Raw genomic sequence first — 23,511 nt, 5'->3', positions numbered from 1 at the left:
TCAAGTATTTCTGCTGTATTTTGGTGTGTGGATAAACATGTGAACAAGCAGGCGGACAAGCGATGGATAAGCCCGGTATAAGCTGCGTATAAATGGTGAAAAACCTGTGGAAAAGACGGGATAAGTTATCTGGCGAAGTTTGGCGCCTGAGGAGGAAAGCTAATCTCGCAGGCTATGAAAGTAGCCTCAGATTTTTGCTTTTCTGGATTGTGGATAAGCTTGTGCGTAATTGAATAATAAGTCATGAATAACTTATAAGTCATTGTATTGCAAGGATATTTAAGACAAATTTGTAAAGCCAGACTGTGGGTAAAGCTGTGCAAAAGCCTGTGATTAAAGCGTGGGCAAACGCTGGATAAGCCGGGATAAGTTTTGTCCGGGAACTGATGTCTATTTATTGAAAGGCCTCATGCGCGGCTGGATGGCGGCAGCCGTGGAAATCCGTGATGTTCATACTGTGGATAAACTTGTGCATAAGCGGGCAGAAAGGCTGGGATAAGCGGGGATAACTTCTCTTCCAGCCGGATTTATACCGCGATGCGGGTCTCGAACTTGCTGCGAAACGTGGAAAAATAGCTTTTTACGTTGCGCACATTCGCGTGCGCGGCAAACAGGCGGTGCGCCAGCGCGTGGTAGGCGGGCATGTCGGCCACCTGCACCATCAGCACGAAGTCGGGCCCGGGCGAGACGCGGTAGCATTGCAGCACGGCGGGCTCGTCCGCCACGAGTTGCTCGAATTCGGCCATGCGTTCCGCTGCCTGCACGTCGAGCGTGATTTCCACGATGGCCGTCAGGCGCGCGCCCACCAGCTGCGGCGCGACGATGGCCACTTGCCGCTCGATGACGCCGCTTTCCCGCAAATGCTTGACCCGCCGCAAACATGTGGGCGCCGAGACGTGTACGGCTTGCGCCAGCTCGCTGTTGGTTTGCGACGCATCAATTTGCAGGGCATTCAGGATGCGACGATCGATTTCATCGAGGGTAATATTGTGCTCGCTCATAATTTTGATGAATTGGAAAATATATCGAGTATAAATGAAATAATATTTCACCATGAAATAGTCATGAAATATTCGGTCAAAAATATAAGGATTTAGAAAGCATATTTCACGCACTCTGCATTAGCATGCGTGCATTGATTAAATTTTAGACAGAGGTTTCCATGTGCGGCATCGTCGGCGCGGTAGCGCAACGTAATATCACTCCCATCCTGGTCGAAGGCTTGAAGCGCCTGGAATACCGCGGCTACGATTCCTGCGGCATCGCCCTGCATGCGGATGGCCGGCTGCAGCGTTCGCGTTCCACCGCGCGTGTGGCCGAGCTGGAAAAGCAGATCGCCGAAGAAGGCTTGAGCGGTTTTACGGGCATCGCCCACACGCGCTGGGCCACGCATGGCGCCCCGGTCTCGTTCAATGCCCACCCGCACTTTTCCCCGACGGAAGAGAACGCCCGCGTGGCACTGGTGCATAACGGCATCATCGAAAACCATGACGAACTGCGCGCCGAACTGACGGCCCTCGGTTACGTCTTCCAGAGCCAGACGGACACGGAAGTGATCGCCCACCTGGTCGAGCACATGTATAACGGCGACCTGTTCGAGACCGTGCAGCAGGCCGTGAAACGCCTCGACGGCGCGTATGCGATCGCTGTCTTCTGCCGCGACGAGCCGCACCGCGTGGTCGCCGCGCGCCAGGGCTCGCCCCTGATCGTCGGCCTGGGCAACGGTGAAAACTTCGTCGCGTCGGACGCCATGGCGCTGGCCGGCACGACGGACCAGATCATCTACCTGGAAGAAGGCGACGTGGTCGACCTGCAATTGTCGCGCTGCTGGATCGTCGACGTCGACGGCAAGCCCGTCGAGCGCGAAGTGAAAACCGTGCACGCCCACACGGGCGCGGCCGAGCTGGGCCCGTACCGCCACTACATGCAGAAGGAAATCTTCGAGCAGCCGCGCGCCATCGGCGACACGCTCGAAGGCGTGACGGGCATCATGCCGGAACTGTTCGGCGACGACGCGTATAAAATCTTCAAGCAGATCGACCGCGTGCTGATCCTCGCCTGCGGCACCAGCTCGTATGCGGGCATGACGGCCAAGTACTGGATCGAGTCGATCGCCAAGGTGCCCGTCAGCGTGGAAGTGGCCAGCGAATACCGCTACCGCGACAGCGTGCCGCATCCGAACACCCTGGTCGTGACCATTTCGCAAAGCGGCGAAACGGCCGACACCCTGGCCGCCCTGAAACATGCGCGCAGCCTGGGCATGCAGCACACCCTGACCATCTGCAACGTGGCCACCAGCGCCATGGTGCGCGAATGCGCGCTGGCCTACATCACGCGCGCCGGCGTGGAAGTGGGCGTGGCGTCGACCAAGGCGTTTACGACGCAGCTGGCCGGCCTGTTCCTGCTGACGCTGTGCCTGGCGCAAGTCAATGGCCACCTCTCCGAAGAGCAGGAAGCGGCGCACCTGAAAGCCATGCGCCACCTGCCCGTCGCCATCGCGTCCGTGCTGGCGCTCGAGCCGCAGATCATCGCCTGGTCCGAAGAATTCGCGCGCAAGGAAAACGCCCTCTTCCTGGGCCGCGGCATGCACTACCCGATCGCCCTGGAAGGCGCCTTGAAACTGAAGGAAATCTCGTACATCCACGCCGAAGCGTATCCGGCAGGTGAACTGAAGCACGGCCCGCTGGCCCTGGTGACGAATGAAATGCCCGTCGTTACCATCGCGCCCAACGACGCCCTGATCGAAAAGCTCAAATCGAACATGCAGGAAGTACGTGCCCGCGGCGGCCAGTTGTACGTCTTTGCCGACGTCGACTCGCGCATCAGCTCCGGCGAAGGTCTGCACGTGATCCGCCTGCCCGAGCACTACGGCGACCTGTCGCCTATCCTGCACGTGGTCGCGCTGCAATTGCTGGCCTACCACACGGCGCTGGCGCGCGGCACGGATGTGGACAAGCCAAGGAATCTGGCCAAGTCGGTGACGGTGGAGTAAGCCTGGCGGGGGCCGCCCCGGGCCGCCGGGAATAGAAAGAAAACGCCACCTCCGGGTGGCGTTTTCTTTTAGTCTGGAAAAACCATGCGCGTGACTTTTTTCTGCCGCCGCCGAAGCCATTGTGCGAGAATGCCCGTCCCCCTTCGATGGTGCGCATGATGACCAAACTCGCCGCAATCATGACTGGAATGACACTCGTGCTGGCAGCTTGCAAGCCCGCAGCCACGGCACCTGCGCACGATATTCCTGCGGCCATGCGCCAGACCGCGACCACCCTGCTGCAGTCGACATTGCTGCACGCGACCTCGATTGCTGTCGTGTATCGCGGCAAGCAATTCATGCTGCATCAAGGCGAGCTGGAGACCGGCAAAGCCAATCCGCCGAACGATACGACGCTGTATGAAATCGGCTCGGTCAGCAAGACTTTTGCCGGCCTGCTGCTGGCGAATGCCGTGCTCGACGGAAAGGCGGCGCTCGACGATCCCATACAAACGTACCTGCCGGCCGCCTACCCGAACCTGCAGTCGCAGGGGCAGCCCATACGCTTGCGCCATTTGGTCACGCACACGAGCAATATGCCGGGCATGCTGCCCTTGCAGGTGAACACGGTCCTGAAGGATTTCACGGCACATGCCACGCCGGCAAAGCTCAATGCCGCCTATGCCAACTACGGACAACGGCAATTCTGGCAGGACTTGCACACCGTCAGCATCAAGGGGCCGCTCGGCAAGGACTACGCCTATTCCAGCGCCGGTACCGAACTCGTGGCGCACACGCTCGAAACAATCTATGGCATGCCCTATGACGTCCTGCTCACGCAATGGCTCGCGCGCGAAGCGGGCATGCAGGATACCAGGCTGAGCATCACCGCCGCGGATGCCGGCCGGCTGGCGCCGGGCTACCACAGCGACAATCCCGTCGTCACCACGCCGATGCCGCAACTGCCCTGGGGGGCGGCAGGCAACCTGAAGTCGACGATGCCGGACATGGCGAAATACCTGCGCCTGCAATTGAGCGCCCATCCTGCCGTCGTTGAATCGCACAAGCCTTTGGCGCGCTTTCAGGACGACTTCAGCATCGGCTATTTCTGGAACATCGGCAGCAATCGCCAGCTGGGCACGCATTATGTCCACCATGGCGGCGTGCCCCGTGCGCAAAGCTACGCCTACGTCGTTCCCAAATATCAGCTTGGCGTCTTCATCATCACCAATCAGAGCGGCGACGCTACGGCCGGCGCCATGGAAAGCGCGCTGGCGCATATGTTCGACACCGTGGAAGCCATGGAAGGCGCGCGGTAGCCGGCCCCAGTGAACACGCGCGCGTGCTTAGCTTCCCGGCGCAACGACAGGCTGGCGCGCCAGTGCGATGAAGGCGCGCACGTAGTCGATGGCGGTGTCCGTCTCGCGTGCGCCCAGGAAGATCTGCTTGGCGATGCCGCGCGCGCCCAGGCGCACCGGCACCACGTCCATCTTGGCCGCGTATTCCTCGACCAGCCAGCGCGGCAGGGCGGCTACGCCGCGGCCGCTGGCCACCATCTGCAGCATGATGTCGGTCGTTTCGATGGCTTTGTGGCGCTTGGGCGTGACACCGGCCGGCAAGAGGAATTGATTGTAAATATCCAGGCGCTCGATGTCGACGGGGTAGCTGATGAGCACTTCCTGCGTCAGTTGCCGGGGCTGCACATATGCCGCTGAAGCGAGTGCATGGCCCTTGGCCACGACGAGCACCTGCTCGTAGTCGAACACGGGTTCGAAGGCCAGCCCCGGCTTGTACAGCGGGTCGGGCGTGACCAGCAGGTCGATCTCGTAGCCGAACAGCGCGCCGATGCCGCCGAACTGGAACTTCTGCTTGACGTCCACATCCACGTCGGGCCAGGCGGTCAGATACGGCGACACCACTTTGAGCAGCCATTGGTAGCAGGGGTGGCATTCCATGCCGATGCGCAACGCACCGCGCTCGCCCTGCGCGAACTGGCCCAGGCGTTCTTCGGCCAGGTCCAGTTGCGGCAGCACCCGGTTCGCCACCGCCAGCAGATACTGGCCGGCCTGCGTCAGGCGCAAATTTCTCCCTTCGCGCAGCCAGACGTCGGTGCCTAGCTGCTGTTCCAGCTTCTTCATGCTGTGGCTCAAGGCCGACTGGGTCAGGTGCAGCACGCCTGCGGCGGCCGTCAACGAGCCTTGTTTTTCGACCTGCTGGACGATGCTGAGGTGGATGCGTTCAAGCATTGGAATGAGCCATATTCATGGATGTATGAAATATGACCATTATACTTCATCGATTTCCCCCGCTATCATCCACTTCCCTGTTGCCGGCGTTCTTCGCCTTCGCGCATCCATCCCTATGAAAGCAACCATGACACGTCCATTGCGTATAGTCGCCGTTTCCGGCGGGCTGCAACGCCCTTCCAAGGCGGCAGCCCTGGCCGAGCACCTGATGGACCTGATCGCCGACGAAGTGCTGTGCGAACAACACCTGGTCGAACTGGGCCAGCTGGCACCGCAGCTGGCCGGCGCCGTCTGGCGCTCGCAGCTGCCCGAGACGGTGGAGCGGGAACTTGCGGCGGTCGAGCAAGCGGACATCGTGGTGGTGGCAACCCCGGTCTATCGCGGCGCCTACACGGGACTGTTCAAGCACTTCTTCGACTTCATTCACCAGGATGCCTTGATCGACAAGCCCGTTTTGCTGGCGGCCACCGGCGGCAGCGAGCGCCATGCCCTGATGATCGACCACCAGTTGCGGCCGCTGTTCAGTTTTTTCCAGGCACGCACCTTGCCGCTGGGCATCTATGCGACCGACAAGGATTTCCTCGACTACCGTCTGCAGGACGAGGCGCTGCTCCAGCGGGCCGCACTGGCGGTGCAACGGGCCTTGCCCGTGATCGCATTGACGCGCCATGCGAGACCTGCCACGACGCAAGAGCTGGCCGCAGCCTGAGACGCATCACCGCGGGTACCAAGCAAGCAACACATTCATCTTTTCGCAGAATTCAGGACAGCAGATCACCATGAGCAACGACTTTGTATTCAGCATTAAAAGCATTGTTTTCGATGAAAACTATCACCCATCGGACACTACGCGCCTGACGACCAACTTTGCCAATCTGGCCAGGGGAAAGAGCCGCCAGGAGAACTTGCGCAACACCCTGAAAATGATCGACAGCCGCTTCAACAGCCTGGCGCACTGGGACAACCCGAACGCTGACCGCTACTCGGTCGAGCTCGAAATCATTTCCGTCGAGCTGAATATCGATGTCAAAGGCGGCAATATCCCGTTGATCGAGATATTGAAGCCGAATATCCTGGATAAAAAAACCGGACAACGCATCGACGGCATTGCGGGGAATAACTTCTCCTCTTACGTGCGCGATTACGACTTCAGCGTGGTGCTGCCAGAGCACAACAATAATCAATCCGCATTCAGTGCACCCGATGATTTCGGCGATTTTCATGGCAAGCTGTTCAAGCACTTTGTCAGATCCGATGCTTATCAAGAGCGTTTCAGCAAGCCGCCGGTCATTTGCCTCAGCGCTTCGAGCAGCAAGACCTATCAGCGCACGGAAAACCAGCACCCCATCCTGGGCGTCGAGTATCAGCAAAACGAGTTCTCCTCGACGGATGCCTATTTCGAAAAAATGGGCATGCAGGTGCGCTATTTCATGCCGCCAAACAGCGCCGCGCCACTGGCTTTCTATTTTATCGGCGACCTGCTGGCCGACTACAGCAATCTTGAACTGATCGCCACCATCAGCACGATGGAAACCTTTCAAAAGATTTACCGGCCCGAAATTTACAACGCCAATGCCGCGGCGGGGAAATGCTATCAGCCCAGCCTGAAGAATCAGGATTATTCGTTGACGCAAATTGTCTATGACCGGGAAGAGCGCAGCCAGCTGGCTGTCAAGCAGGGCAAATATACGGAAGAGCACTTCATCAAGCCGTACAAGCATGTTCTTGAACAATGGGCTGCCGCCACGCTCGCTGATTAATCCAAATACACGAAATCGCTGATCATGAAAAAATTATTGCCTACATCAACCGCCGGCAGCTTGCCCAAACCTTCCTGGCTGGCGCAGCCTGAAAAACTCTGGTCTCCGTGGAAATTACAGGACGAGGAATTGATTGAGGGCAAACAGGATGCCTTGCGCTTGTCGCTGCAGGAACAGCAGCAGGCAGGCATCGATATCGTCAGCGATGGCGAGCAAACCCGCCAGCATTTTGTCACCACGTTTATCGAGCATCTGAGCGGCGTCGATTTTGACAAACGCGAGACCGTCCGAATCCGTGACCGCTACGATGCGAGCGTGCCGACCGTCGTGGGCGCCGTGAGCCGCACCAAGCCGGTGTTTGTGGACGACGCCAGGTTTTTACGTCAGCAGACCACGCAGCCGATCAAATGGGCGCTGCCAGGTCCGATGACGATGATCGATACGCTGTATGACAGCCACTATAAAAGCCGCGAAAAACTGGCCTGGGAATTCGCCAAGATCCTCAATCAGGAAGCGCGGGAACTGGAGGCGGCCGGCGTCGACATCATCCAGTTTGACGAACCCGCTTTCAATGTGTTCTTCGATGAAGTGAACGATTGGGGCATCGCCACCCTGGAGCGGGCGATCGAAGGCCTCAAATGCGAAACGGCCGTGCATATTTGCTATGGCTACGGCATCAAGGCCAATACGGACTGGAAAAATACGCTGGGGTCCGAGTGGCGTCAATATGAGGAATCGTTCCCCAAGCTGCAGCAGTCGAGTATCGACATCATCTCGCTGGAATGCCATAACTCGCGCGTGCCGATCGACCTGATTGAACTCATACGCGGCAAAAAAGTGATGGTCGGCGCCATCGACGTGGCCAGCAATACCATTGAAACGCCGGAGGAAGTGGCCAACACCCTGCGCAAGGCGCTGCGCTTTGTCGATGCCGACAAGCTCTACCCGAGCACCAACTGCGGCATGGCGCCCTTGGCGCGTGGCGTGGCAAGAGGCAAACTCAATGCGCTCAGCGCCGGTGCGGCAATCATCCGCGGAGAACTCGCCTAGCAGGAGGTGAAGTACGGTTCCGGTGCGTCGCCCGGGGCGACGCGCCTCCCCAATATGTTCGGGCATCCGATTGACCCGGCACGCGTCTACGCCAGCGTCAAGGTGTGGACCTGGCTGTTTTCGCAGTCGATATCGATCAGCCGGCCCGCGTCGTCGCACAGCAGGATGTGGCCGTCATTGACATGCACGCGTGCCGCATCGCATTCGTCCAGCCGCAATTGGGCCAGGACGGTTCCCGTTCCGCCATCGGCCACCAGGCATTCCATGGGGCTGTCGTCGTCGAGGTGGCTGCGCACCATCAGCAAGCCTGCCGCCTGGGTCACCTCGGGAACCGAGGCAATCGCCTGCAACGGCAGCGTCAAGGGCGCAGTGGCGCCGCCGTGATGCACTTGCAGGTAGCGAGGCCCGTCATCCCCCATGATGCAGACCAGGGTGGGCGCATCGCGCGCGCTATGCGGCAGCAGCGCCAGCACTGGATCGCGTGGATGCGGGAAGCTGTCGCGCTGCAGCAGGCGGCGCGCGGGCAATTGATAGCGCCATTGCTGGATGCCTTCTGCCGTCGCCAGCAGCAAGGTCTGTACGCCAGGCTCTTCCTGGAAGGCGACCACCCGCCCTGGCAAGTCGGCCACTTGCCAGCTCACCGACAACTGATCCTTGCTGCTGTCGATGGCGACGAGGCGGTTGTCGATCACCGCGTTCCAGATCAGGCCGTCATAGTTGTCGGCCCAGAAGCGCAGTGGCTGGATGATCCAGTCCGACACTTTGCGCGCGATCAAGTCGATGCGGCTGACGCGCCACATGCTGTCGCGCTGCACCAGCGCCAGCGCACGCTGGCCGCCGGCCGCCATCACCAGCTGCGTCGCCGGCACTGGGAACTGCGCCAGTTGCCGGCCATGCCGGTCGATGCGCACCACGCCGCCCTCGCCCAGCGCCAGCAGGTAATGGCCGTCCGGCAGGCGCCGGGCATCATGGATTGTCAACAGGCCGCGTTCGGCCAGATGCACCCGCAGCGGCTTGCGGCGCTTGCGCAGCTCCTGGGGCGGCACCATGGCAGGCAGGGTCAATGCCGACAGATCGGCCCGCAGGACGGCGCCGTCGGACAGTGACAGCAGCTTGGCCATTGCCTTCTTGTCGAATGCGATACGTTCGCCCATGCGGTCGGCCAGCAAGGGGCGCATGAGTTCCGCCGCCACGCGTCGGGTGGCGGGCGAATGCAGCGACAGCGCCAGCAATTCCGTGCCCAGGCGCATGCGCTGCTGCGCGCCTTCGTCGCTGTCGTCGTCGAGCAGCTGCAGCACGGCCGCTTCGCTGTCGGCCAGGCTGGCTGGCAGCAAGGCCAGCTTTTTGAGGAGGGCACGCATGCCCAGCACGCCCCCCGTGCGCTCGCCTTCCAGCAGCCATGCCAGCGCCTTGTCCTGCTGCTCCGGCAATGGCCAGATGGCTTCCGCCGCTTCGCTCAGCTGGCCGCGCATGGCCAGATCCTCGGCCCATAGCAAGCGCATCTCCGGTGCCTGCGGACTCTTGCGCCGTTCCAGCAACTGGACCGCCGCGGCAAACGCCTGGCCGAGCCGGGCCAGCTTCACCGCCCGTTCGACGTCGCCTGCCATGCACCACAGGCGCACGGCGACTTCCGGCGCCAGCTCCATGGTTTCCGCCAGCTGCGCGGCTTGCTTGATGCGGCCCTTTTTCTCCAGATAGTCGACTGCCTCGCTACCGCACTTGAGCAGTTCCGCCAGCACGTAGGTGGCTTCGTCGATCTTGCCTTCACGATCGAGCCGCTCGAAGGTGGCGCGGTAGGTCGCGCGCAAGTATTGCTCCAGCTCGCCGCCGAGGCTGATCGAGCTGCTCGCCTGGCCGGGGCCGGAAATTTCCAGGCTGGTGCGCGGGCGCGGCGTGCCGAAGGCGGGACGGCGCGCTGGCGACAGGGTGTCGAGCGGGATCGCATGGCGCAGGGCTTCTTTCACGTCGCCCTGTTCCAGCAGCTGCATCATCTTGCGCAGATAAGCGGCCTGGCGCCAGCCGATCACCGTGGAGGCGCGCGTCATGATCGCCAGCCGGGTCGCCAGCGCGGCCAGGCGCTGCTGCAGCGCCGATGGCGGTCGCTGTTGCCGGCCGCTGTCCGCCTGCGCGGATGCGGCCTGCTTGCCGCCGCCGAACAGCTTGATCAAGCCCAGCGGTATGGCGCCCAGCAGGACGGCCGCCACGCCCGTCACCGCCAGCGCGATGCCGGCGCCGCGCCGCATGGCCTTGGCGCCGTGCTGCGCCTCGTCCATCTGGCGTAGAAACGCTTCGCGTTTGTCGCTGGGCGGTGCCAGCGCGCCCGCGAAGATGTCGCGCACGGGCAGCGTTTCCAGCAAGGCCGCAGTGGCCGCAGCCGCAGCGGCTAGCGGCGGGCGCAATGGCGCATGCAGGGGAATTGCGCGCAGATCGAGCCAGGCGGCCGGGTCGATACGCGGCGCCGCCGCAAGGCTGATCAGCTGCGCCTGCGCCGCGCGCACCAGCCAGATGCCGGACGGAGGCGTGACCGCCCGTTCGTCCGCCGCCAGTGGCGCGCTGCTGAGGATGCCCGCCTGTTCGCACAGCGGCAAGCCGTCCAGCGCGGCGCACTGGCCGTAGCGCGGCGTCGCCAGCAACAGCAGGAAACCATCGTGCACCCGGTGCAGTCGCGCGCCCGGCGCCCAGTGCCGCAGCACGCGGCGGCGCACCTCGGCCTCGCCCAGCAGGGCCAGGTCGAACCACAGCGCATGCACCAGCTGCATGCCGTCATGCAGGGGGCGGCGTATCTTATGACTCATCAATGTCTCGATCGCAGGAAATTTGCAACAGCGGCTGCTCGTCATCGATATGGCGCACGACGAGGGTGCTGCTCTTGGCCGTGATCCAGGCGATGCGCGCGCTGGCAGGATCCATGCTGGCTTGCTGTATCGCTTCGGGTGACGTGGCCAGCGTGTAGCGCAGATGGCCGACCCGCAATTCGATGCGGTAGCGGCCCGGATGCAGCACCACCAGGCCGGGCTTGGGGTGTTTTTCGCTGATGGCCACGCCCAGCACGGCGGCGTTGTCGTCGATGTCCATCGCTTCGCCCATGGCGTGGCTGCCGACCCACCAGCGGCTCGGGCCGGTTTTGAGCGCCAGCAGGTTGCCGCTGTGCCCGGCGTGCTCGCCTTTCAAGGCGCCATGCAGCAGCCTGCTGCCTTGTTGCGCGATCCGTTGCATCTTGTACGGGGTCGCATTCTGGCGATGCCAGTGATACAGCTGCACGCCGTCGCCATCGGCGCAGCCGATATACAGCGAGTCGCCCAGCTGGTCAGCGCCGATCACATTGTCGAGCACAGCCCGGAAGGAAACCGTGGACGCCACCTTGTGCGATGCCGCCGGAGCCGCCTGCCAGCAAACCAGCCGTCTTTTGGTATCGAGTACAACGACATGTTCGTAGCAATTGACGTTGTGGTTGGCCAGCAGATAGAACGTCTGCAACCATCGTCCCATGCCGGGCGGCGCATGGAATTGTTCCAGCGGCGGCCGGTCGCACATGATCGGTTTGCTGGAAAACAGGGGACCGGGAAAGTTGTGAAAACCCAGCGTGCCGCCGGCCGAGGTAATACAGGACAGCGCCGGCTTGAACACGCCGGCTGCCAGGATGGCGCCATGCTTCGGCGCGGAGATGATGCGCGGCTTGCCGGGTTTGACGGACGCCGACTGGGGCACGTGATAGACGATGGCGCCGCCATTGAGTTGCGGCGCGCACACGAGATTGCCGCCGCTGGCGAAGCGCGGCGCCTGTGCGCGTGACGGCTGGTGGCCGTGGTGATGGATCACGCCCGCTGGCGCGCGCGGCGCAAACGGTTTTCGCAGCAGGCGCACGCCTGTCGGCGCGTCGGGCAATTCCAGTTGCACCGTGCGGTAGTCATGCCGCTGCCGCAGGCTGACATTCAGATGGTTGCCGCAGAGGGCGCGGCGAATCGCCACCCGCTCACGCGCCTGCCTGGGCGCCTCGCCGGCAACGCCGATCAGCCAGCAGTCGGCCAGGTCGCCGCCAAGCCTGGTTTGCCACTGCTCGCGCGCGTTGGCGGGCGCTGCGTGCAGGGTGCGCGACTGGATCAGCTTGCGCAAGCCTTCTTTTTCCGTGTCTTCGGACAGGATACCGGGCAGCTGCCAGATGCCCCAGCTGAACCGGGCGCCAGCCTGCTGCGCGCGGCGCGCCAGCAGGATGAACAGCGCCAAATGTGCGAGACGCGGCTCGCCCAGCTGGGATGGCCCCGCGTCGAACAGCACCACGCTGTGCAGCGAGCGCTGGTGTACCGCCGGCTCGGGGCCGTTGAACAGCAGCTCGCCACTGGCGGCGCGGCGCAGGAATTCATCCGCCTCGGCATCGGCATACACCCATTGCGTCATCAGCAGGCGCTCGTACTGGCCGCGCCGCACGATGTTGCCGATACCGGCCGGATCGGCACCGCGCTCCAGGGTGGCGGTACTGAGTTTGCCGACCAGCGGATGCAGGCGCAGCAGCAGTGCGCCGACGGCGGGCGCCAGGTCGGGCGGAAACAGCGTGAGCCATGGTGCCCACGGCTCGAGTGCGGTTGGCAGCGAGGTCATGCCAACTCCTGGGCCAGCCAGTCCAGCAAGGATGGTGTCAGTGTCTGGGCCGCAGCCAGCGGGAGCAGCAGCTCCGGCGCGGGCCACAGCAGTACCGGGCTGCTGCCGGCCCGTTCGATCAGATTGGTTTGCACCAGGTCTGCCGGCAGCGCCGGCTCCAGATGCGTGGGCGTCCACAGATTCGGGGCTTGCGGATGCGGGGCGCAGTAGCGCGCGCCGTCCACCCATGGCAATGCATCGTTCGCGCCCAGCAGCACCATCAGGTCACGCGTCGCCACCACCGACAAGGCCAGCAACTGGCTGGCAGTGCAGGTGCGCAGGCGCGCCAGCAGCACGGGGGCCAGCGTCGCTGGCGCCACCATGCCGGCCGGCGCCAGCGCGGTGACGCGCGTTTGCCATGCCATCACCGGCATCAGACTGTGCTCGCCGCGGCGATCAACTGCTGGCGGCGCTGCGCCAGTTGCTCGGGTAGTTGCACGGCATCAAAGTTGGCGTCGATTTCGCGCAGCAGCGCTTCGATGCGCGGGCGGGTATCACCAGCGCCGCTGTTCGCCAATAGCAGGTCGGCGCTTTCGGCCAGGCGCGCCAGCCGCGCCATCGGCTGCTGGGCGGCCTGCTCGACCACCGCGTGCAGCAGTGGATGGCTGGCTTCCGCCAGCAGTTCGCGCAGGATTTCGCGCGCGCTGAGCTGGCCTGCCGCCGTCGGTATCACGTACAGCAGCGGCCACAGGTCGGCGCGGGTGGCCGCCTTGCGGCCGGCCAGCACGGCCGCCGCCGCGATCAGCTGCTGGGCCTTGACGATGCGGCGGTCCGACAGTTGTACCTGGGCCTGGCGCAGCAGGCGGATCGCCTGTGCCAGCGCCAGCCGCACGCCCTCCATGTCGACCTGCGGCACGGCCTGGTTCAGCACGTCGAGGCTGGACAGGTCGAGCATGGCCGTCACCTGGTGCTGGCCGGCAGCCCAACCGCCTGCCAGCAGATCCTCCAGACGGTTGTCGGGCACCGGCTCGACAAACACGTGTAGCAGGAAGCGGTCGGCGAACGCTGCCAGGCCCTCATCCTCGGGTAGCGCGTTGGCGGCGCCGACACAGACCCGCAGCGGGCACTCAATGCGCGTATGGCCGCGCCGGAACTGGCGTTCGTTCAGCAGTCCCAGCAAGGTATTGAGGATGGCGGTCGAGCCAAGGAAAACTTCGTCGAGGAAGGCGATTTCCGCTTCAGGCAGCATGCCGGCGATATCGGTTTCCACCTGGCCCACGCGCAGTTTGCTCAGGTTGACGGGGCCGAACAGCTCGGATGGCTCCGTGAAACGGCCCAGCAGATATTCGAAATACTGTCCGCCAAGGCTCTGCGCCACGCGCCGTACCACAGCGCTCTTCGCCGTGCCGGGGGGACCAATCACCAGCAAATGTTCCCTTGCCACGGCCGCCAGGATCATCAGTTCGGCCAGTTGTTCGCGATCGACCAGGCCTGCGGTGGCCTCGCGAATGGCGGCTCGTAAATGCTGCGCGGCTTGATTCACAGGCAATGTCATGGGTGCTCGCGTTGATATAGAGAATAATTTAATATTTTAACAAGAAGCTGATATATTGTCTTGTGGAAATTTTTTTGTAAACATCAAGACCATTGCGGTCCTTGGCCGCCGCTTTTGCGGGCCGCCGGACGGGCATGATACGGGATGGAAATGGCGCCCTGCGGCCGCTGGCTGGCACGGGCTTGCTCTTGCCGCACGAAAATATCCGTCAGCGATCGCAGGAGTGCGCTAGTCTGTCGATGTTTGCCGTACAGTTCAGCAACTCCCGTGCTACCCGTCGTTTCCGGCCCCCTGCAGAGGCATTTCACAGCCGCGCACGCCGGTGCGATGCCGTCTTGATACCACTTGTCTCACCTGGCCCATAGGACCACATGATTTCATTCCGTACCCCCCACTGTTTGTCCGCGCGCCGGCGCGGCTGGCTGCTGCCGCTGCTATTGAGCCTGCTGCTGGCTTGTTCCTTATCAACACCTGCCGCCTGGGCGCAACCCGTCGATGACGCCGCCACGGCCGACCAGCGCCTCGACGGCTTGCGCAAGCAGATTACAACCATCCAGAAGGCGCTCGATGGCGAGGCGGAACTCGATGACGCGACCCTGTCGCAGATGCGCGCCGATGCGCTGGCGGCCAGCGCCGAGGCCGACAAGGTGGCCGATGCGCTCGTGCCCACTCTGTCGAGCGTGCAGGCGCGGCTGGCCGAGCTGGGCAAGCCGGCGGCGGGCACGAAAGACGCCCCCGACGTGGCGGCCCAGCGCAGCCAGCTGGATCGCACCAGCAGCGCGCTCGATGCGCAGGTGAAATTGGCGCGCTTGCTGGCCGTGGAAGCGACGCAGGCGTCGGAGCAAGTGTCGACGGTGCGCCGCGCGCAGTTGCAGGCGCGCCTGGGTGAACGCACGGCGTCGATACTGGCCGGTTCGTTCTGGAAGCAACTGCATGCGGAATTGCCGCAGAATCTGCAGCGCCTGCGGGCGCTGGAGGGGGAATTGACGAACGCGGCAAGCGCCACGCCGTGGTCGGCCTGGGGTGGCTTGCTGGCCGGCATCGTGGCCGTGTTCGGCGCCAGCGTCTGGGCTTCGCGCTATCTGTTGGTGATCACGGCCACGCGCGTGCCGCATGGCCGTTTGCGCCGTTCGCTGCATGCGCTGGCCGTGCTGGTGCTGGCGGCGGCCACGCCGGGCCTGGTGGCCGAATTGCTGGCCATGGGGCTGCGCTGGGATGGCGGTCTGTCCGAAAAAACCTCGACTTTCCTCAGCAGCTTGATCGGCATCATCTGTTTTGCCGGCTTTACGGCAGGGCTCGGCCACGCGCTGCTGTCGCCACGCCGTGTATCGTGGCGCTTGCTGCCCCTGCCCGATGCGCTGGCGCACCGCATGCGCAATTTTCCATCGATGTTTTCCTTCATCGTCGTGCTCGTGTGGGCCACGGAACGGGTCACCATCGTCATCAATGCGGGTTTGTCGACGGCCGTGGCCGTCAACTGCATCGTCGCCCTGGTGATGAGCACGACCATCGCCTACGGCCTGATGCGCGCCGAGCGCTGCTGGCGACAGTTGCGCGAGGCCGATCCCGCCACCCTGGTCACGCCGCTGTGGCTGCGCTGCGTCACGGTGCTGCTGTGGCTGGCGCTGGCATCGAGCGTCATCAGCTTGCTGGTCGGCTATGTGGCGTTCGGCAGTTTTATTGCCAAGCAAATCGCCTGGGTCATCGTGGTGCTGTGCAGCACCTATCTGCTGACGGTACTGGTTGACGATATCTGCATGCTGCTGGCCTCGACCCCGCCGCCGCCGGACGCCGCCCATCCTGTGCTGGCCACGCCCAAGGCGCGCGACCAGGCGGCCGTGCTGCTGTCGGGCATCGGCCGCGCCATCGTCGTGCTGCTGGCGCTGATGCTGCTGCTGGCGCCGTTTGGCGAAGGTCCGGGCGAGCTGTTCCAGCGCGTGGGCAAGCTGCAGGATGGCCTGGCCATCGGCGAGGTGGCGATCCGCCCGGCCGCCATGATCCAGGCGCTGCTGGTGCTGGTCGTCGGCTTTATCGCGCTGGGCCTGTTCAAGCGCTGGCTGCAAAACAGTTATTTGCCGACCACCAATCTCGATACGGGCATGCAAGTGTCGTTCATCACCCTGTTCGGCTACATCGGCGGCGTGCTGGCCGTGGCGCTGGCCCTGTCGGCCGCCGGCATCGGCCTGGAACGCATCGCCTGGGTGGCGTCGGCCTTGTCGGTGGGTATCGGTTTCGGCTTGCAGGCGGTGGTGCAGAACTTCGTTTCCGGCTTGATCCTGCTGGCTGAGCGCCCTGTGAAAGTGGGCGACTGGGTCTCGCTCGGCGGCGTGGAGGGCGATATCCGCCGCATCAATGTGCGTGCCACGGAAATTCAGCTGAGCGACCGTTCGACAGTGATCGTGCCGAACTCGGAATTCATTACCAAGACGGTGCGCAATGTCACGCTGGCCAATCCGCTGGGTCTGGTGCAAGTCAAGCTGCCGCTGCCGCTGGGCACGGATGCGCAGGAGGCGCGCGCGCTGATCCTGTCCGTCTTTGTCGACAATCCCGACGTGCTCGATACGCCGGCGCCCAGCGTGCAGCTCGATGGCATCGACAATGGCCTGTTGTTGTTCAACGCCACCGGCTTTGCCTCGTCGCCGCGCCTGACGTCGGGCATCCGCAGCGCGCTGCTGTTCGAACTGCTCAAGCGCCTGGACGATGCGCACATCGCGATCGCCAAGCCCAGCACGATGGTGCTGAGCACCTTGCCGGCGCAGCCCGAGGCGCCGGCCATGTCAGCGGTGGCCGCCGCACCGGCACCGGCGCCCGTGCCGCCGCTGACGAGCTAGCCGGACAAGTCAGCGCACGGTCGACCACAGCAGGGCCGCCAGGTACAGGCCGATGCCGAACGCCGTGTGGGCCATCAGGCTGCGCAGGCGGGCGGCCGCCGGATGCGGCGTCTTGCTGGCGGCCAGGCCGGCGCCCATGCCCGGCTGCAAGATGCAAAACGGCGCGGCCACGCTCACCAGGCCCGCCAGCAAGGCCGGCGCGAACGTCGGCCCTTGCACCCACTCCCGTCCCACCAGCGCCAGCAGCACGGCCGCAAACAGCACGCCGATGGCGTAATGGGCCGTCCAGCCCAGGATGGCTTCATCGCGCACGGGCGCCGCCTGGGCGATGTTGACGTGGGTGAAGGTACCGCGCGGAAGATGGCCGAGCCAGCGTCCCACCATCGCCAAGTTCAGCGAGGGTATGCACCAGAAGCGCTTTAATGCCACCGCCCACACATCCATCACTGCCGTCGCGCCCACGCCGATCGCCAGGGCATCGAGCCAGAGTATTTGCATCGTGTCTCCCTTATAACATTCAATTGATTGCTTGAATGTTATAAGGGTGCTAGCATCGTGTCAATGAAAAATGCCGATATTGAATTGCTTGCCGGTTCCGCCGGGTTTGCCCATATTTTAGGCAGCGCGCCGCGCTTGCGCCTGCTCGAGCAGATCGCGCACGGCGAGTATGCGGTGGAGCAACTGGTGGAGTTGACGGGCTTGTCCGTGGCGAATACCTCGCAGCATTTGCAACAGTTGCGGCGCGCCGGTTTCGTGCAGGCGCGGCGCGACGGCAAGCGGGTGCTGTACCGGCTCGGCAACGGCCCTGTCATGCAGTTGCTCGCTGCGCTGGACGTGTATGCGCAGCACCAGCGCAGCGAGTTGCAGGCGCTGGGCCGGGGCGACCATGTGGAAGCGATCACGGGCGACGAACTGCGGGAACGCATGCAGGAAGCCAGCATCACCGTGCTCGACGTGCGGCCCGCGCAGGAATTTGCCGCCGGCCACTTGCCCGGCGCGATCAATATTCCGTTTGACGACTTGCAGCGCCGCCTGGGCGAATTGCCCGCGAACGCGGAGATCGCCGCCTACTGCCGCGGCCCGTACTGCGTGCTGTCCGTGCAAGCCGTGGCGGCCCTGCGCCAGCACGGCTTGCAGGCGCGCCGTTTGGGCAGCGGCTACGACGCCTGGCAGGCGGCCGGCTTGCCTGTCGTGAAGGCGGCATGATGGCGATTCCGAACAGCAAGCAGGAACTGGTCGACGCCATCAACAGCACGTACGCCAAGCTGATGCAGGAGCTGGCACGCGTGCCGCCGGCCTTGGCGCGCGATCCCGTGCTGGAGGGGCAAGTGAAAGGCACGCGCATGAGCGTGTGTGATCTGCTTGCCTATCTGGTGGGCTGGAACGAGCTGGTCTTGCACTGGCACGCCCAGCTGCGCGACGGCAATCGCATCGAGGATATCGCCTTTCCCGCCGAAGGTTTCACGTGGAACGCTCTGGGAAAACTGGCGCAGCGCTTTTATGCCGACTATGCTGAACTGGGCATGGACGACTTGCTGCAGCGCCTGGAACAGGCGAAAGACCAGCTGCTGGCGCTGATCGATGCGCATGACGATGCGCAATTGTATAGCCAGCCCTGGTACACGCATTACACGATGGGGCGCATGATCCAGTTCAATACGGCGTCGCCGTATGCGAATGCGCGCACGCGCTTGCGGGCCTGGCTGAAGACTTTGTAGGGACTGGATCGGCAGGCTTGCACGATTGCATCAGTACGCTCAGAAAACTTTTCAGGCAGGATAGTGGTTTCAAGCGGAACCAATTGAAGGATCACCATGCTGACCATCGCCCTCGCCCAGATGAATCCCACCGTGGGCGACTTCGACGCCAATGTCGCCGCCATCACCGCGCGCATGGCCCGCGCCAGCAGCGATGGCGCCGACTTGCTCGTGTGCCCCGAACTGTCGCTGTGCGCGTACTACCCGGGCGACCTGTTCGAAGATGCCGCCTTCCTGCGCGGCCTGCAGCAGGCGCTGAACAAGCTGCTGCAAGCGTCCACGCGCTGGCCGGCGCTGGTCACCGTCATCGGCACGGCGCGGCCCAACCCCGGCGTCGGCAAGCCCCTGTACAACGCCTTGCTGGCCATCCGCGACGGGCATATCGTGGCCGAATACTACAAGCAGCTGCTGCCGACCTACGGCATCTTCGACGAGGGCCGCCATTTCGAGCCGGGCCCGCCCGGCGCCTGCACCCTCGATATCGCCGGCTGCAAGGTCGGTTTCATGATTTGCGAGGATGGCTGGAACGACGACGGCCGCGCCTACGCTGTCAACCCGTTCGAGGCCCTGCATGCGGCGCGGCCCGATCTCATCGTCAGTATCAACGCGAGCCCGTCCGACATCGGCAAGCGCGCGCAGCGCCACGCCGTGTTTGGCGCCGCCTGCCAGCGCGTGCACCTGCCCCTGCTGTTCGTCAACCAGGTGGGCGGCCAGGATCAGCTCGTGTTCGACGGCGCCTCGTTCGCCATCTCGCCCAGCGTCGGCGTGCAATTCGAGGCGGCCCGCTTCGTCGAGGATTTCCAGCTGCTGCGTTTTGCCGATGGGCGTTTCGCGCAGAAGGACGGCGCGGCGTTTCCCGTGCCGGACCCGGACGGCATCCGCGCCGTGGAATTTGCGCGGCGCCAGATCGTGCTCGGCCTGCGCGACTATGCGCGCCGCTGCCGCTTTACGCAAGTCGTCGTCGGCTGCTCGGGCGGCATCGATTCGGCGCTGACCCTGGCCCTGGCCGTCGAGGCGCTCGGTGCCGATAACGTGGTGGCGATCACCATGCCGTCCGTCTTTTCCAGCGCCGGCTCCGTCACCGACTCCGTCGCCCTGTGCGCCAACCTCGGCATCGCCCTGTCCACGCACCCGATCCGCGACATCGTGGCGCAGTACGAAGCCGGCTACGCGGGGGCCTTCGACGGCAAGCTGCAGGGACTGCCGCTGGAAAACCTGCAGGCGCGGGTGCGCGGCACGATATTGATGGAGTACTCGAACGCGTTCGGCGCCCTGCTGCTCACCACCGGCAACAAGAGCGAAATCTCGGTCGGTTACTGCACCCTGTACGGCGACACGAATGGGGGACTGGGCTTGATTGGCGACCTGTATAAAACGGAGGTGTTCGCCCTGTCGCGCCACCTCAACGCCAGCGCCGGGCGCGAACTGATTCCTGTGGCCGTGCTGGAGAAACCGCCGTCGGCGGAGCTGGCGCCGGGCCAGCGCGACACCGACAGCTTGCCGCCATACCCGGTGCTCGATGAAATTCTGAAGTGGCATATCGAGGGACGGCGTTTGCCGGCGGCCGAAAGCGCGCAGGCGCTGACCCTGGTCGACCAGCTGCGCGAGACGGACGAGGGGCGCGCGCTCGTGACGCGCATCCTCGGCATGGTCGCCCGCAACGAATACAAACGGCGCCAGGCGGCGCCCATCATCCGCGTGCGTTCGCGCGCCTTTGGCAGCGGGCGTCAATTGCCGATCGCCGCCCACTACCCGACCGGAGACGACGCATGACCTTATCCTATTGCGCCGACGCGGCCATCCTGATCGGCCGTTTCCAGCCTTTTCACAATGGCCATGCCGGCTTGCTGCAAAAGGCGCTGACGACGGCCGCGCAAGTGGTGGTGGTGCTCGGTTCCGCCTTCCATGCGCGCAGCCCGAAGAACCCGTTTACGTGGCAGGAGCGGGCCGCCATGATCGCCGCCACCCTGCCCGAGGCGCAGCGCGCGCGCGTGCATTACGTGGCCGTGCGCGATTACTACGACGATGGACTGTGGGCCGACGCCGTGCGGCGCGCCGTGGCGGGCGCCGTGCCCGCAGCGCAGCGCATCGCCCTGGTGGCCTGCTTCAAGGACGCCACCAGTTATTACCTGCACCACTTTCCGCACTGGCAGCTATTGAATCTGGAGATCGATCCTGGCGCACCGATCGGCGCGACGGCCATCCGCAACGTGCTGTTCGAGGCGGAAGACGTCGACGTGTCGCTGAGCGCCGTGGCGCAGCTGCTGCCGGCGGCCATCGGCCAGTATCTGAAAGCGTGGACCTTGCTGCCGTGGTATGCGCCGCTGGTGCAGGAATACCGTGCCATCGAAGCGTACAAGGCGCGTTGGAAAGTGGCGCCGTATGCGCCCATCTTCACGACCGTCGATGCGCTGGTGCAGACGGGCGGCCACGTGCTGCTCGTGCGCCGCGGCGGCTATCCGGGCAAGGGCCTGTGGGCCTTGCCGGGCGGCTTTCTGGAGCCGCGCGAACGGCTGTTGCAGGGGGCACTGCGCGAGCTGGCGGAAGAAACCCAGCTGGGCGTGCTGGCGCCCACCCTCGTCGAGGCGCTGGTGGGCGTGGCCGTGTTCGACCACCCGGACCGCAGCCAGCGCGGGCGTACCATCACGCACGCGCATTATTTCGACCTGAAGACGCGCCAGTTGCCGGCCGTGACGGCGGCCGACGATGCGGCGCTGGCGCAGTGGGTGCCCGTGGCGTCGCTGCCGGCCATGGAAGAGCAATTCTTCGAAGACCACTTCCACATCCTGAACCACTTCCTCAAGCTCACGCAAGAGGGGCGCTGAGGGGCGCAAACCCCTCAGCGCGTCAGGACGTCATGCGTTCCCAGCCATGCTTGATGGCCGCCTTGAAGTTGTCCCACGCCGACTGGGGATACGTGTGCTCCCACGTGGAACGCAGGTCCGCTTCCACCTCGTCCCATGGACGGCCCCGGTAGCTGTCGCTGTTGGCCATGGAATGGCCATAGCGGTAGGCGGGATCGTAGTCCTCGAAGCGCGCGCCGGTGGCGACATAGGTGGCGCTCCAGTGGCTGCGGTAGTACTGCTCGTCGTCGTAGCTGGTGCCGGGCAGGTTATCGGCGCCGGGATAGCGGCGCACGTTGGCGCCCGCGCCGGACGACGGCGGCGGCGACGCCATGTCGCTGGCAAACTGCTGCGACCCTGGCGCCTCGTTCATATTGCCGGCGGACGTGCCTTGCTGCGATGGCGCGCCGGACTGCATGCTGGCGCCCTGGCGCCTCGCGCTGTCGTCTTGCGGCGCGCCTTGCCAGCCGCCGGCGCGCCAGTGCTCAGCGTGCGCATCGATGTCGAGCGGCGCGTAGCGCTCGACGAGGTCGGTGGCGCGCTGGATATCGGCGTCGCTTGCTCCTTCCAGGGTCAGCACGACATGCCCGCGTCGCACGGCTTCCGCATAGATGTGGCGGTCGGCGTGGCTGCCGAACAGGTCCGTGAAGAAATGCTTGATGTTGTCGAGCAGGCTGTCGCTGTCGTCGCGGCGGATATTTTCCGTGGCGGAAAATTCGTCGCTGCCCGCATCGTGCAGGCGGATGTTGGCGCTGGGAAATCCCGCCGTGATCAGGTCGTGCCGGGCGCGCTCGGCCATGTCGCGCACGGCGAAAACTGCTGCCAATGTATGTGCCATGATGGTCTCCATTCGATGAACAACGTCCCTTCAGTGTAGGCCGTACACACCGAAAGGGGCGCCCGTTTGCCCCTTGGAAATCGTTGACCTCATCAAATATTGACGAATTGAAATCTCAGTCGGGCGTGCCCACGAACGCGCGCAAAAAGTCGATAAAGGCGCGCACCTTTTCCGCAATATGCTGGGTGTTCGGATACACGGCATACACGCCCTGTTCCGGGAAGACGACGTCGGGCAGCAGACGGCGCAGGCGTCCCGCGCGCACCTCCGCTTCCACCAGCCACTGCGGCAGCAGGGCCACGCCGCAGCCGCCCAGGGCAAAGCCCAGCAGCGCCGAGGCGGAGTCGGAATGGATGGCGGCGTCGTCCTGCACGGCGAAGGCGGCGGGGCCGTCGGGTGTCTGCACGTCCCAGCGCAGCGGCGAGGCCAGGCGGCTGTGCGCCAGCCAGCGCGCGCGCTGCAAGTCGTCCAAGGTGGCGATCTTCGTGCCGGGCCGGCTGGCCAGGTAGGCGGGCGAGGCGACGGGCCAGATCGCGTACGGCTCGATCAGCGCGGCGCGGTAACTCGAATCGTTGAGGGAACCCATGCGGATGGCCAGGTCATAGCGGCCCGAGATCAGATCTTCGTGCGACGACGACGACGAATGCTGGATCTGCAGCTGCGGGTGGGCGGCGGCAAAGGCGATCAGCGCGGGGATCACCATGCGGCTGCCGTATTCGACGGTGGTGGTCAGGCGCAGGGTGCCGCGTAAGCCTTGCTGGCCCTGGCGCGCCGTCTCGATGGCGCCATGCGCTTCGCTCAGCACGCGCTGGCAATCCTCGTAAAAGCGCCGCCCCACGTCCGTCAGCGCCAGGCTGCGCGTGCTGCGCGTGAGCAGCGACACGCCCAGCTCCGCCTCCAGCTGTTTCAAATTAAAACTGACGACGGCCTTGCTCTGGCCCAGCACGGCGGCGGCGGCCGTCAGCGAACCGGCATCGACGATGGCAATGAAAATACCCAGGCGGTCAAGACTGATCATAAATAAGAAGAGATGCGGGTTGCGGGGCTTTGTCAAAATAGGTTTGACAGTGTAATCGGCGCTGGCC

The 23,511-nt window shown here is 64.1% G+C and carries 19 protein-coding genes; 10 read left to right on the top strand and 9 right to left on the bottom strand.

What is annotated here, in order from left to right:
• Positions 1–527: 527 nt before the first annotated feature.
• Complete coding sequence (locus D9M09_RS26910; protein WP_070217697.1) at positions 528–1,001, bottom strand: Lrp/AsnC family transcriptional regulator; 474 nt, start codon at positions 999–1,001, stop codon at positions 528–530.
• A 161-nt stretch (positions 1,002–1,162) separates the two neighbouring features.
• Between D9M09_RS26910 and glmS the strand changes: the two genes are divergently transcribed.
• Positions 1,163–2,992 carry a glutamine--fructose-6-phosphate transaminase (isomerizing) gene (gene glmS, locus D9M09_RS26905; RefSeq protein ID WP_070288915.1) on the top strand — a complete coding sequence of 610 codons (1,830 nt, stop codon included), beginning with the start codon at positions 1,163–1,165 and terminating at the stop codon, positions 2,990–2,992.
• 179 nt (positions 2,993–3,171) lie between these two features.
• Positions 3,172–4,290 carry a serine hydrolase domain-containing protein gene (locus D9M09_RS26900; RefSeq protein WP_205602310.1) on the top strand — a complete coding sequence of 373 codons (1,119 nt, stop codon included), beginning with the start codon at positions 3,172–3,174 and terminating at the stop codon, positions 4,288–4,290.
• Between the two features lie 27 nt (positions 4,291–4,317).
• On the opposite strand, the gene D9M09_RS26895 is transcribed toward D9M09_RS26900, so the two are convergent.
• Positions 4,318–5,217, bottom strand: coding sequence for a LysR family transcriptional regulator (locus tag D9M09_RS26895; protein WP_070288916.1), 900 nt, complete (start codon positions 5,215–5,217; stop codon positions 4,318–4,320).
• A 127-nt stretch (positions 5,218–5,344) separates the two neighbouring features.
• Here D9M09_RS26895 and msuE point away from each other — a divergent pair, with 127 nt between their 5' ends.
• The 3 genes from msuE (at position 5,345) to D9M09_RS26880 (ending at position 8,027) form a co-directional block, all read left to right on the top strand.
• Positions 5,345–5,926: an FMN reductase gene (msuE, locus tag D9M09_RS26890; RefSeq protein WP_070312704.1), complete on the top strand. Its 582-nt coding sequence runs from the start codon at positions 5,345–5,347 to the stop codon at positions 5,924–5,926.
• 70 nt (positions 5,927–5,996) lie between these two features.
• A complete protein-coding gene (locus D9M09_RS26885) occupies positions 5,997–6,977 on the top strand; it encodes a DUF1852 domain-containing protein (RefSeq protein WP_070288918.1) in 981 nt (326 codons plus the stop codon).
• Between the two features lie 24 nt (positions 6,978–7,001).
• Positions 7,002–8,027, top strand: coding sequence for a methionine synthase (locus D9M09_RS26880; RefSeq protein WP_121670784.1), 1,026 nt, complete (start codon positions 7,002–7,004; stop codon positions 8,025–8,027).
• 86 nt (positions 8,028–8,113) lie between these two features.
• Here D9M09_RS26880 and D9M09_RS26875 read toward each other — a convergent pair whose 3' ends face one another.
• Genes D9M09_RS26875 through D9M09_RS26860 form a run of 4 tightly spaced genes read right to left on the bottom strand, consistent with a single transcriptional unit; the run spans position 8,114 to position 14,157 of the window.
• Positions 8,114–10,822 carry a bpX6 domain-containing protein gene (locus D9M09_RS26875; RefSeq protein WP_162995801.1) on the bottom strand — a complete coding sequence of 903 codons (2,709 nt, stop codon included), beginning with the start codon at positions 10,820–10,822 and terminating at the stop codon, positions 8,114–8,116.
• Positions 10,812–12,623: a hypothetical protein gene (locus D9M09_RS26870; protein ID WP_121670782.1), complete on the bottom strand. Its 1,812-nt coding sequence runs from the start codon at positions 12,621–12,623 to the stop codon at positions 10,812–10,814. Before D9M09_RS26870 ends, D9M09_RS26875 begins: the two co-directional genes overlap by 11 nt.
• Positions 12,620–13,036, bottom strand: a complete 417-nt coding sequence (locus tag D9M09_RS26865) for a hypothetical protein (RefSeq protein WP_070288922.1) — start codon at positions 13,034–13,036, stop codon at positions 12,620–12,622. The genes D9M09_RS26870 and D9M09_RS26865 overlap by 4 nt, the downstream gene beginning before the upstream one ends.
• The gene (locus D9M09_RS26860) at positions 13,036–14,157 is read right to left on the bottom strand and encodes an AAA family ATPase (protein ID WP_121670781.1); all 1,122 of its coding nucleotides are present in this window, start codon (positions 14,155–14,157) and stop codon (positions 13,036–13,038) included. Before D9M09_RS26860 ends, D9M09_RS26865 begins: the two co-directional genes overlap by 1 nt.
• Before the next feature lie 371 nt (positions 14,158–14,528).
• On the opposite strand from D9M09_RS26860, the gene D9M09_RS26855 reads away from it, so the two are divergent.
• Complete coding sequence (locus D9M09_RS26855) at positions 14,529–16,988, top strand: DUF3772 domain-containing protein (RefSeq protein ID WP_240453492.1); 2,460 nt, start codon at positions 14,529–14,531, stop codon at positions 16,986–16,988.
• 9 nt (positions 16,989–16,997) lie between these two features.
• Here D9M09_RS26855 and D9M09_RS26850 read toward each other — a convergent pair whose 3' ends face one another.
• On the bottom strand, positions 16,998–17,486 hold the full coding sequence (locus D9M09_RS26850; RefSeq protein WP_070223321.1) for a DUF2938 domain-containing protein: 489 nt from the start codon (positions 17,484–17,486) through the stop codon (positions 16,998–17,000).
• 63 nt (positions 17,487–17,549) lie between these two features.
• Between D9M09_RS26850 and D9M09_RS26845 the strand changes: the two genes are divergently transcribed.
• From D9M09_RS26845 to D9M09_RS26830, 4 genes are all read left to right on the top strand, one after another.
• Positions 17,550–18,194 (top strand): ArsR/SmtB family transcription factor, encoded by a 645-nt coding sequence (locus tag D9M09_RS26845; protein WP_121670780.1) that lies wholly within the window; start codon positions 17,550–17,552, stop codon positions 18,192–18,194.
• Complete coding sequence (locus D9M09_RS26840) at positions 18,191–18,706, top strand: ClbS/DfsB family four-helix bundle protein (RefSeq protein ID WP_276208664.1); 516 nt, start codon at positions 18,191–18,193, stop codon at positions 18,704–18,706. The genes D9M09_RS26845 and D9M09_RS26840 overlap by 4 nt, the downstream gene beginning before the upstream one ends.
• 96 nt (positions 18,707–18,802) lie before the next feature.
• Positions 18,803–20,518, top strand: coding sequence for an NAD+ synthase (locus tag D9M09_RS26835; RefSeq protein WP_121670778.1), 1,716 nt, complete (start codon positions 18,803–18,805; stop codon positions 20,516–20,518).
• On the top strand, positions 20,515–21,570 hold the full coding sequence (locus D9M09_RS26830) for a bifunctional nicotinamide-nucleotide adenylyltransferase/Nudix hydroxylase (RefSeq protein WP_121670777.1): 1,056 nt from the start codon (positions 20,515–20,517) through the stop codon (positions 21,568–21,570). The genes D9M09_RS26835 and D9M09_RS26830 overlap by 4 nt, the downstream gene beginning before the upstream one ends.
• 22 nt (positions 21,571–21,592) lie before the next feature.
• Here the strand turns inward: D9M09_RS26830 and D9M09_RS26825 are convergent, their stop codons facing one another.
• Entirely contained in the window at positions 21,593–22,426 is an 834-nt protein-coding gene (locus D9M09_RS26825; RefSeq protein ID WP_162995800.1) for a hypothetical protein, read from the bottom strand.
• 115 nt (positions 22,427–22,541) lie between these two features.
• Entirely contained in the window at positions 22,542–23,444 is a 903-nt protein-coding gene (locus D9M09_RS26820; protein ID WP_121670775.1) for a LysR family transcriptional regulator, read from the bottom strand.
• Between the last annotated feature and the right edge of the window lie 67 nt (positions 23,445–23,511).

The sequence above is a fragment of the Janthinobacterium agaricidamnosum genome (genome assembly GCF_003667705.1).
Lineage (GTDB): Bacteria > Pseudomonadota > Gammaproteobacteria > Burkholderiales > Burkholderiaceae_D > Janthinobacterium.
Note: the sequence above shows the minus strand (reverse complement) of the source record. Positions and strands in the feature narration are given on the sequence as shown.

Excerpts from the sequence above, each read along its gene's own strand:
- D9M09_RS26910 (WP_070217697.1), bottom strand. The coding sequence starts at position 1,001 with ATGAGCGAGCACAATATTACCCTCGATGAAATCGATCGTCGCATCCTG.
- glmS (WP_070288915.1), top strand. The coding sequence starts at position 1,163 with ATGTGCGGCATCGTCGGCGCGGTAGCGCAACGTAATATCACTCCCATC.
- D9M09_RS26900 (WP_205602310.1), top strand. The coding sequence starts at position 3,172 with ATGACTGGAATGACACTCGTGCTGGCAGCTTGCAAGCCCGCAGCCACG.
- D9M09_RS26895 (WP_070288916.1), bottom strand. The coding sequence starts at position 5,217 with ATGCTTGAACGCATCCACCTCAGCATCGTCCAGCAGGTCGAAAAACAA.
- msuE (WP_070312704.1), top strand. The coding sequence starts at position 5,345 with ATGACACGTCCATTGCGTATAGTCGCCGTTTCCGGCGGGCTGCAACGC.
- D9M09_RS26885 (WP_070288918.1), top strand. The coding sequence starts at position 5,997 with ATGAGCAACGACTTTGTATTCAGCATTAAAAGCATTGTTTTCGATGAA.
- D9M09_RS26880 (WP_121670784.1), top strand. The coding sequence starts at position 7,002 with ATGAAAAAATTATTGCCTACATCAACCGCCGGCAGCTTGCCCAAACCT.
- D9M09_RS26875 (WP_162995801.1), bottom strand. The coding sequence starts at position 10,822 with ATGAGTCATAAGATACGCCGCCCCCTGCATGACGGCATGCAGCTGGTG.
- D9M09_RS26870 (WP_121670782.1), bottom strand. The coding sequence starts at position 12,623 with ATGACCTCGCTGCCAACCGCACTCGAGCCGTGGGCACCATGGCTCACG.
- D9M09_RS26865 (WP_070288922.1), bottom strand. The coding sequence starts at position 13,036 with ATGCCGGTGATGGCATGGCAAACGCGCGTCACCGCGCTGGCGCCGGCC.
- D9M09_RS26860 (WP_121670781.1), bottom strand. The coding sequence starts at position 14,157 with ATGACATTGCCTGTGAATCAAGCCGCGCAGCATTTACGAGCCGCCATT.
- D9M09_RS26855 (WP_240453492.1), top strand. The coding sequence starts at position 14,529 with ATGATTTCATTCCGTACCCCCCACTGTTTGTCCGCGCGCCGGCGCGGC.
- D9M09_RS26850 (WP_070223321.1), bottom strand. The coding sequence starts at position 17,486 with ATGCAAATACTCTGGCTCGATGCCCTGGCGATCGGCGTGGGCGCGACG.
- D9M09_RS26845 (WP_121670780.1), top strand. The coding sequence starts at position 17,550 with ATGAAAAATGCCGATATTGAATTGCTTGCCGGTTCCGCCGGGTTTGCC.
- D9M09_RS26840 (WP_276208664.1), top strand. The coding sequence starts at position 18,191 with ATGATGGCGATTCCGAACAGCAAGCAGGAACTGGTCGACGCCATCAAC.
- D9M09_RS26835 (WP_121670778.1), top strand. The coding sequence starts at position 18,803 with ATGCTGACCATCGCCCTCGCCCAGATGAATCCCACCGTGGGCGACTTC.
- D9M09_RS26830 (WP_121670777.1), top strand. The coding sequence starts at position 20,515 with ATGACCTTATCCTATTGCGCCGACGCGGCCATCCTGATCGGCCGTTTC.
- D9M09_RS26825 (WP_162995800.1), bottom strand. The coding sequence starts at position 22,426 with ATGGCACATACATTGGCAGCAGTTTTCGCCGTGCGCGACATGGCCGAG.
- D9M09_RS26820 (WP_121670775.1), bottom strand. The coding sequence starts at position 23,444 with ATGATCAGTCTTGACCGCCTGGGTATTTTCATTGCCATCGTCGATGCC.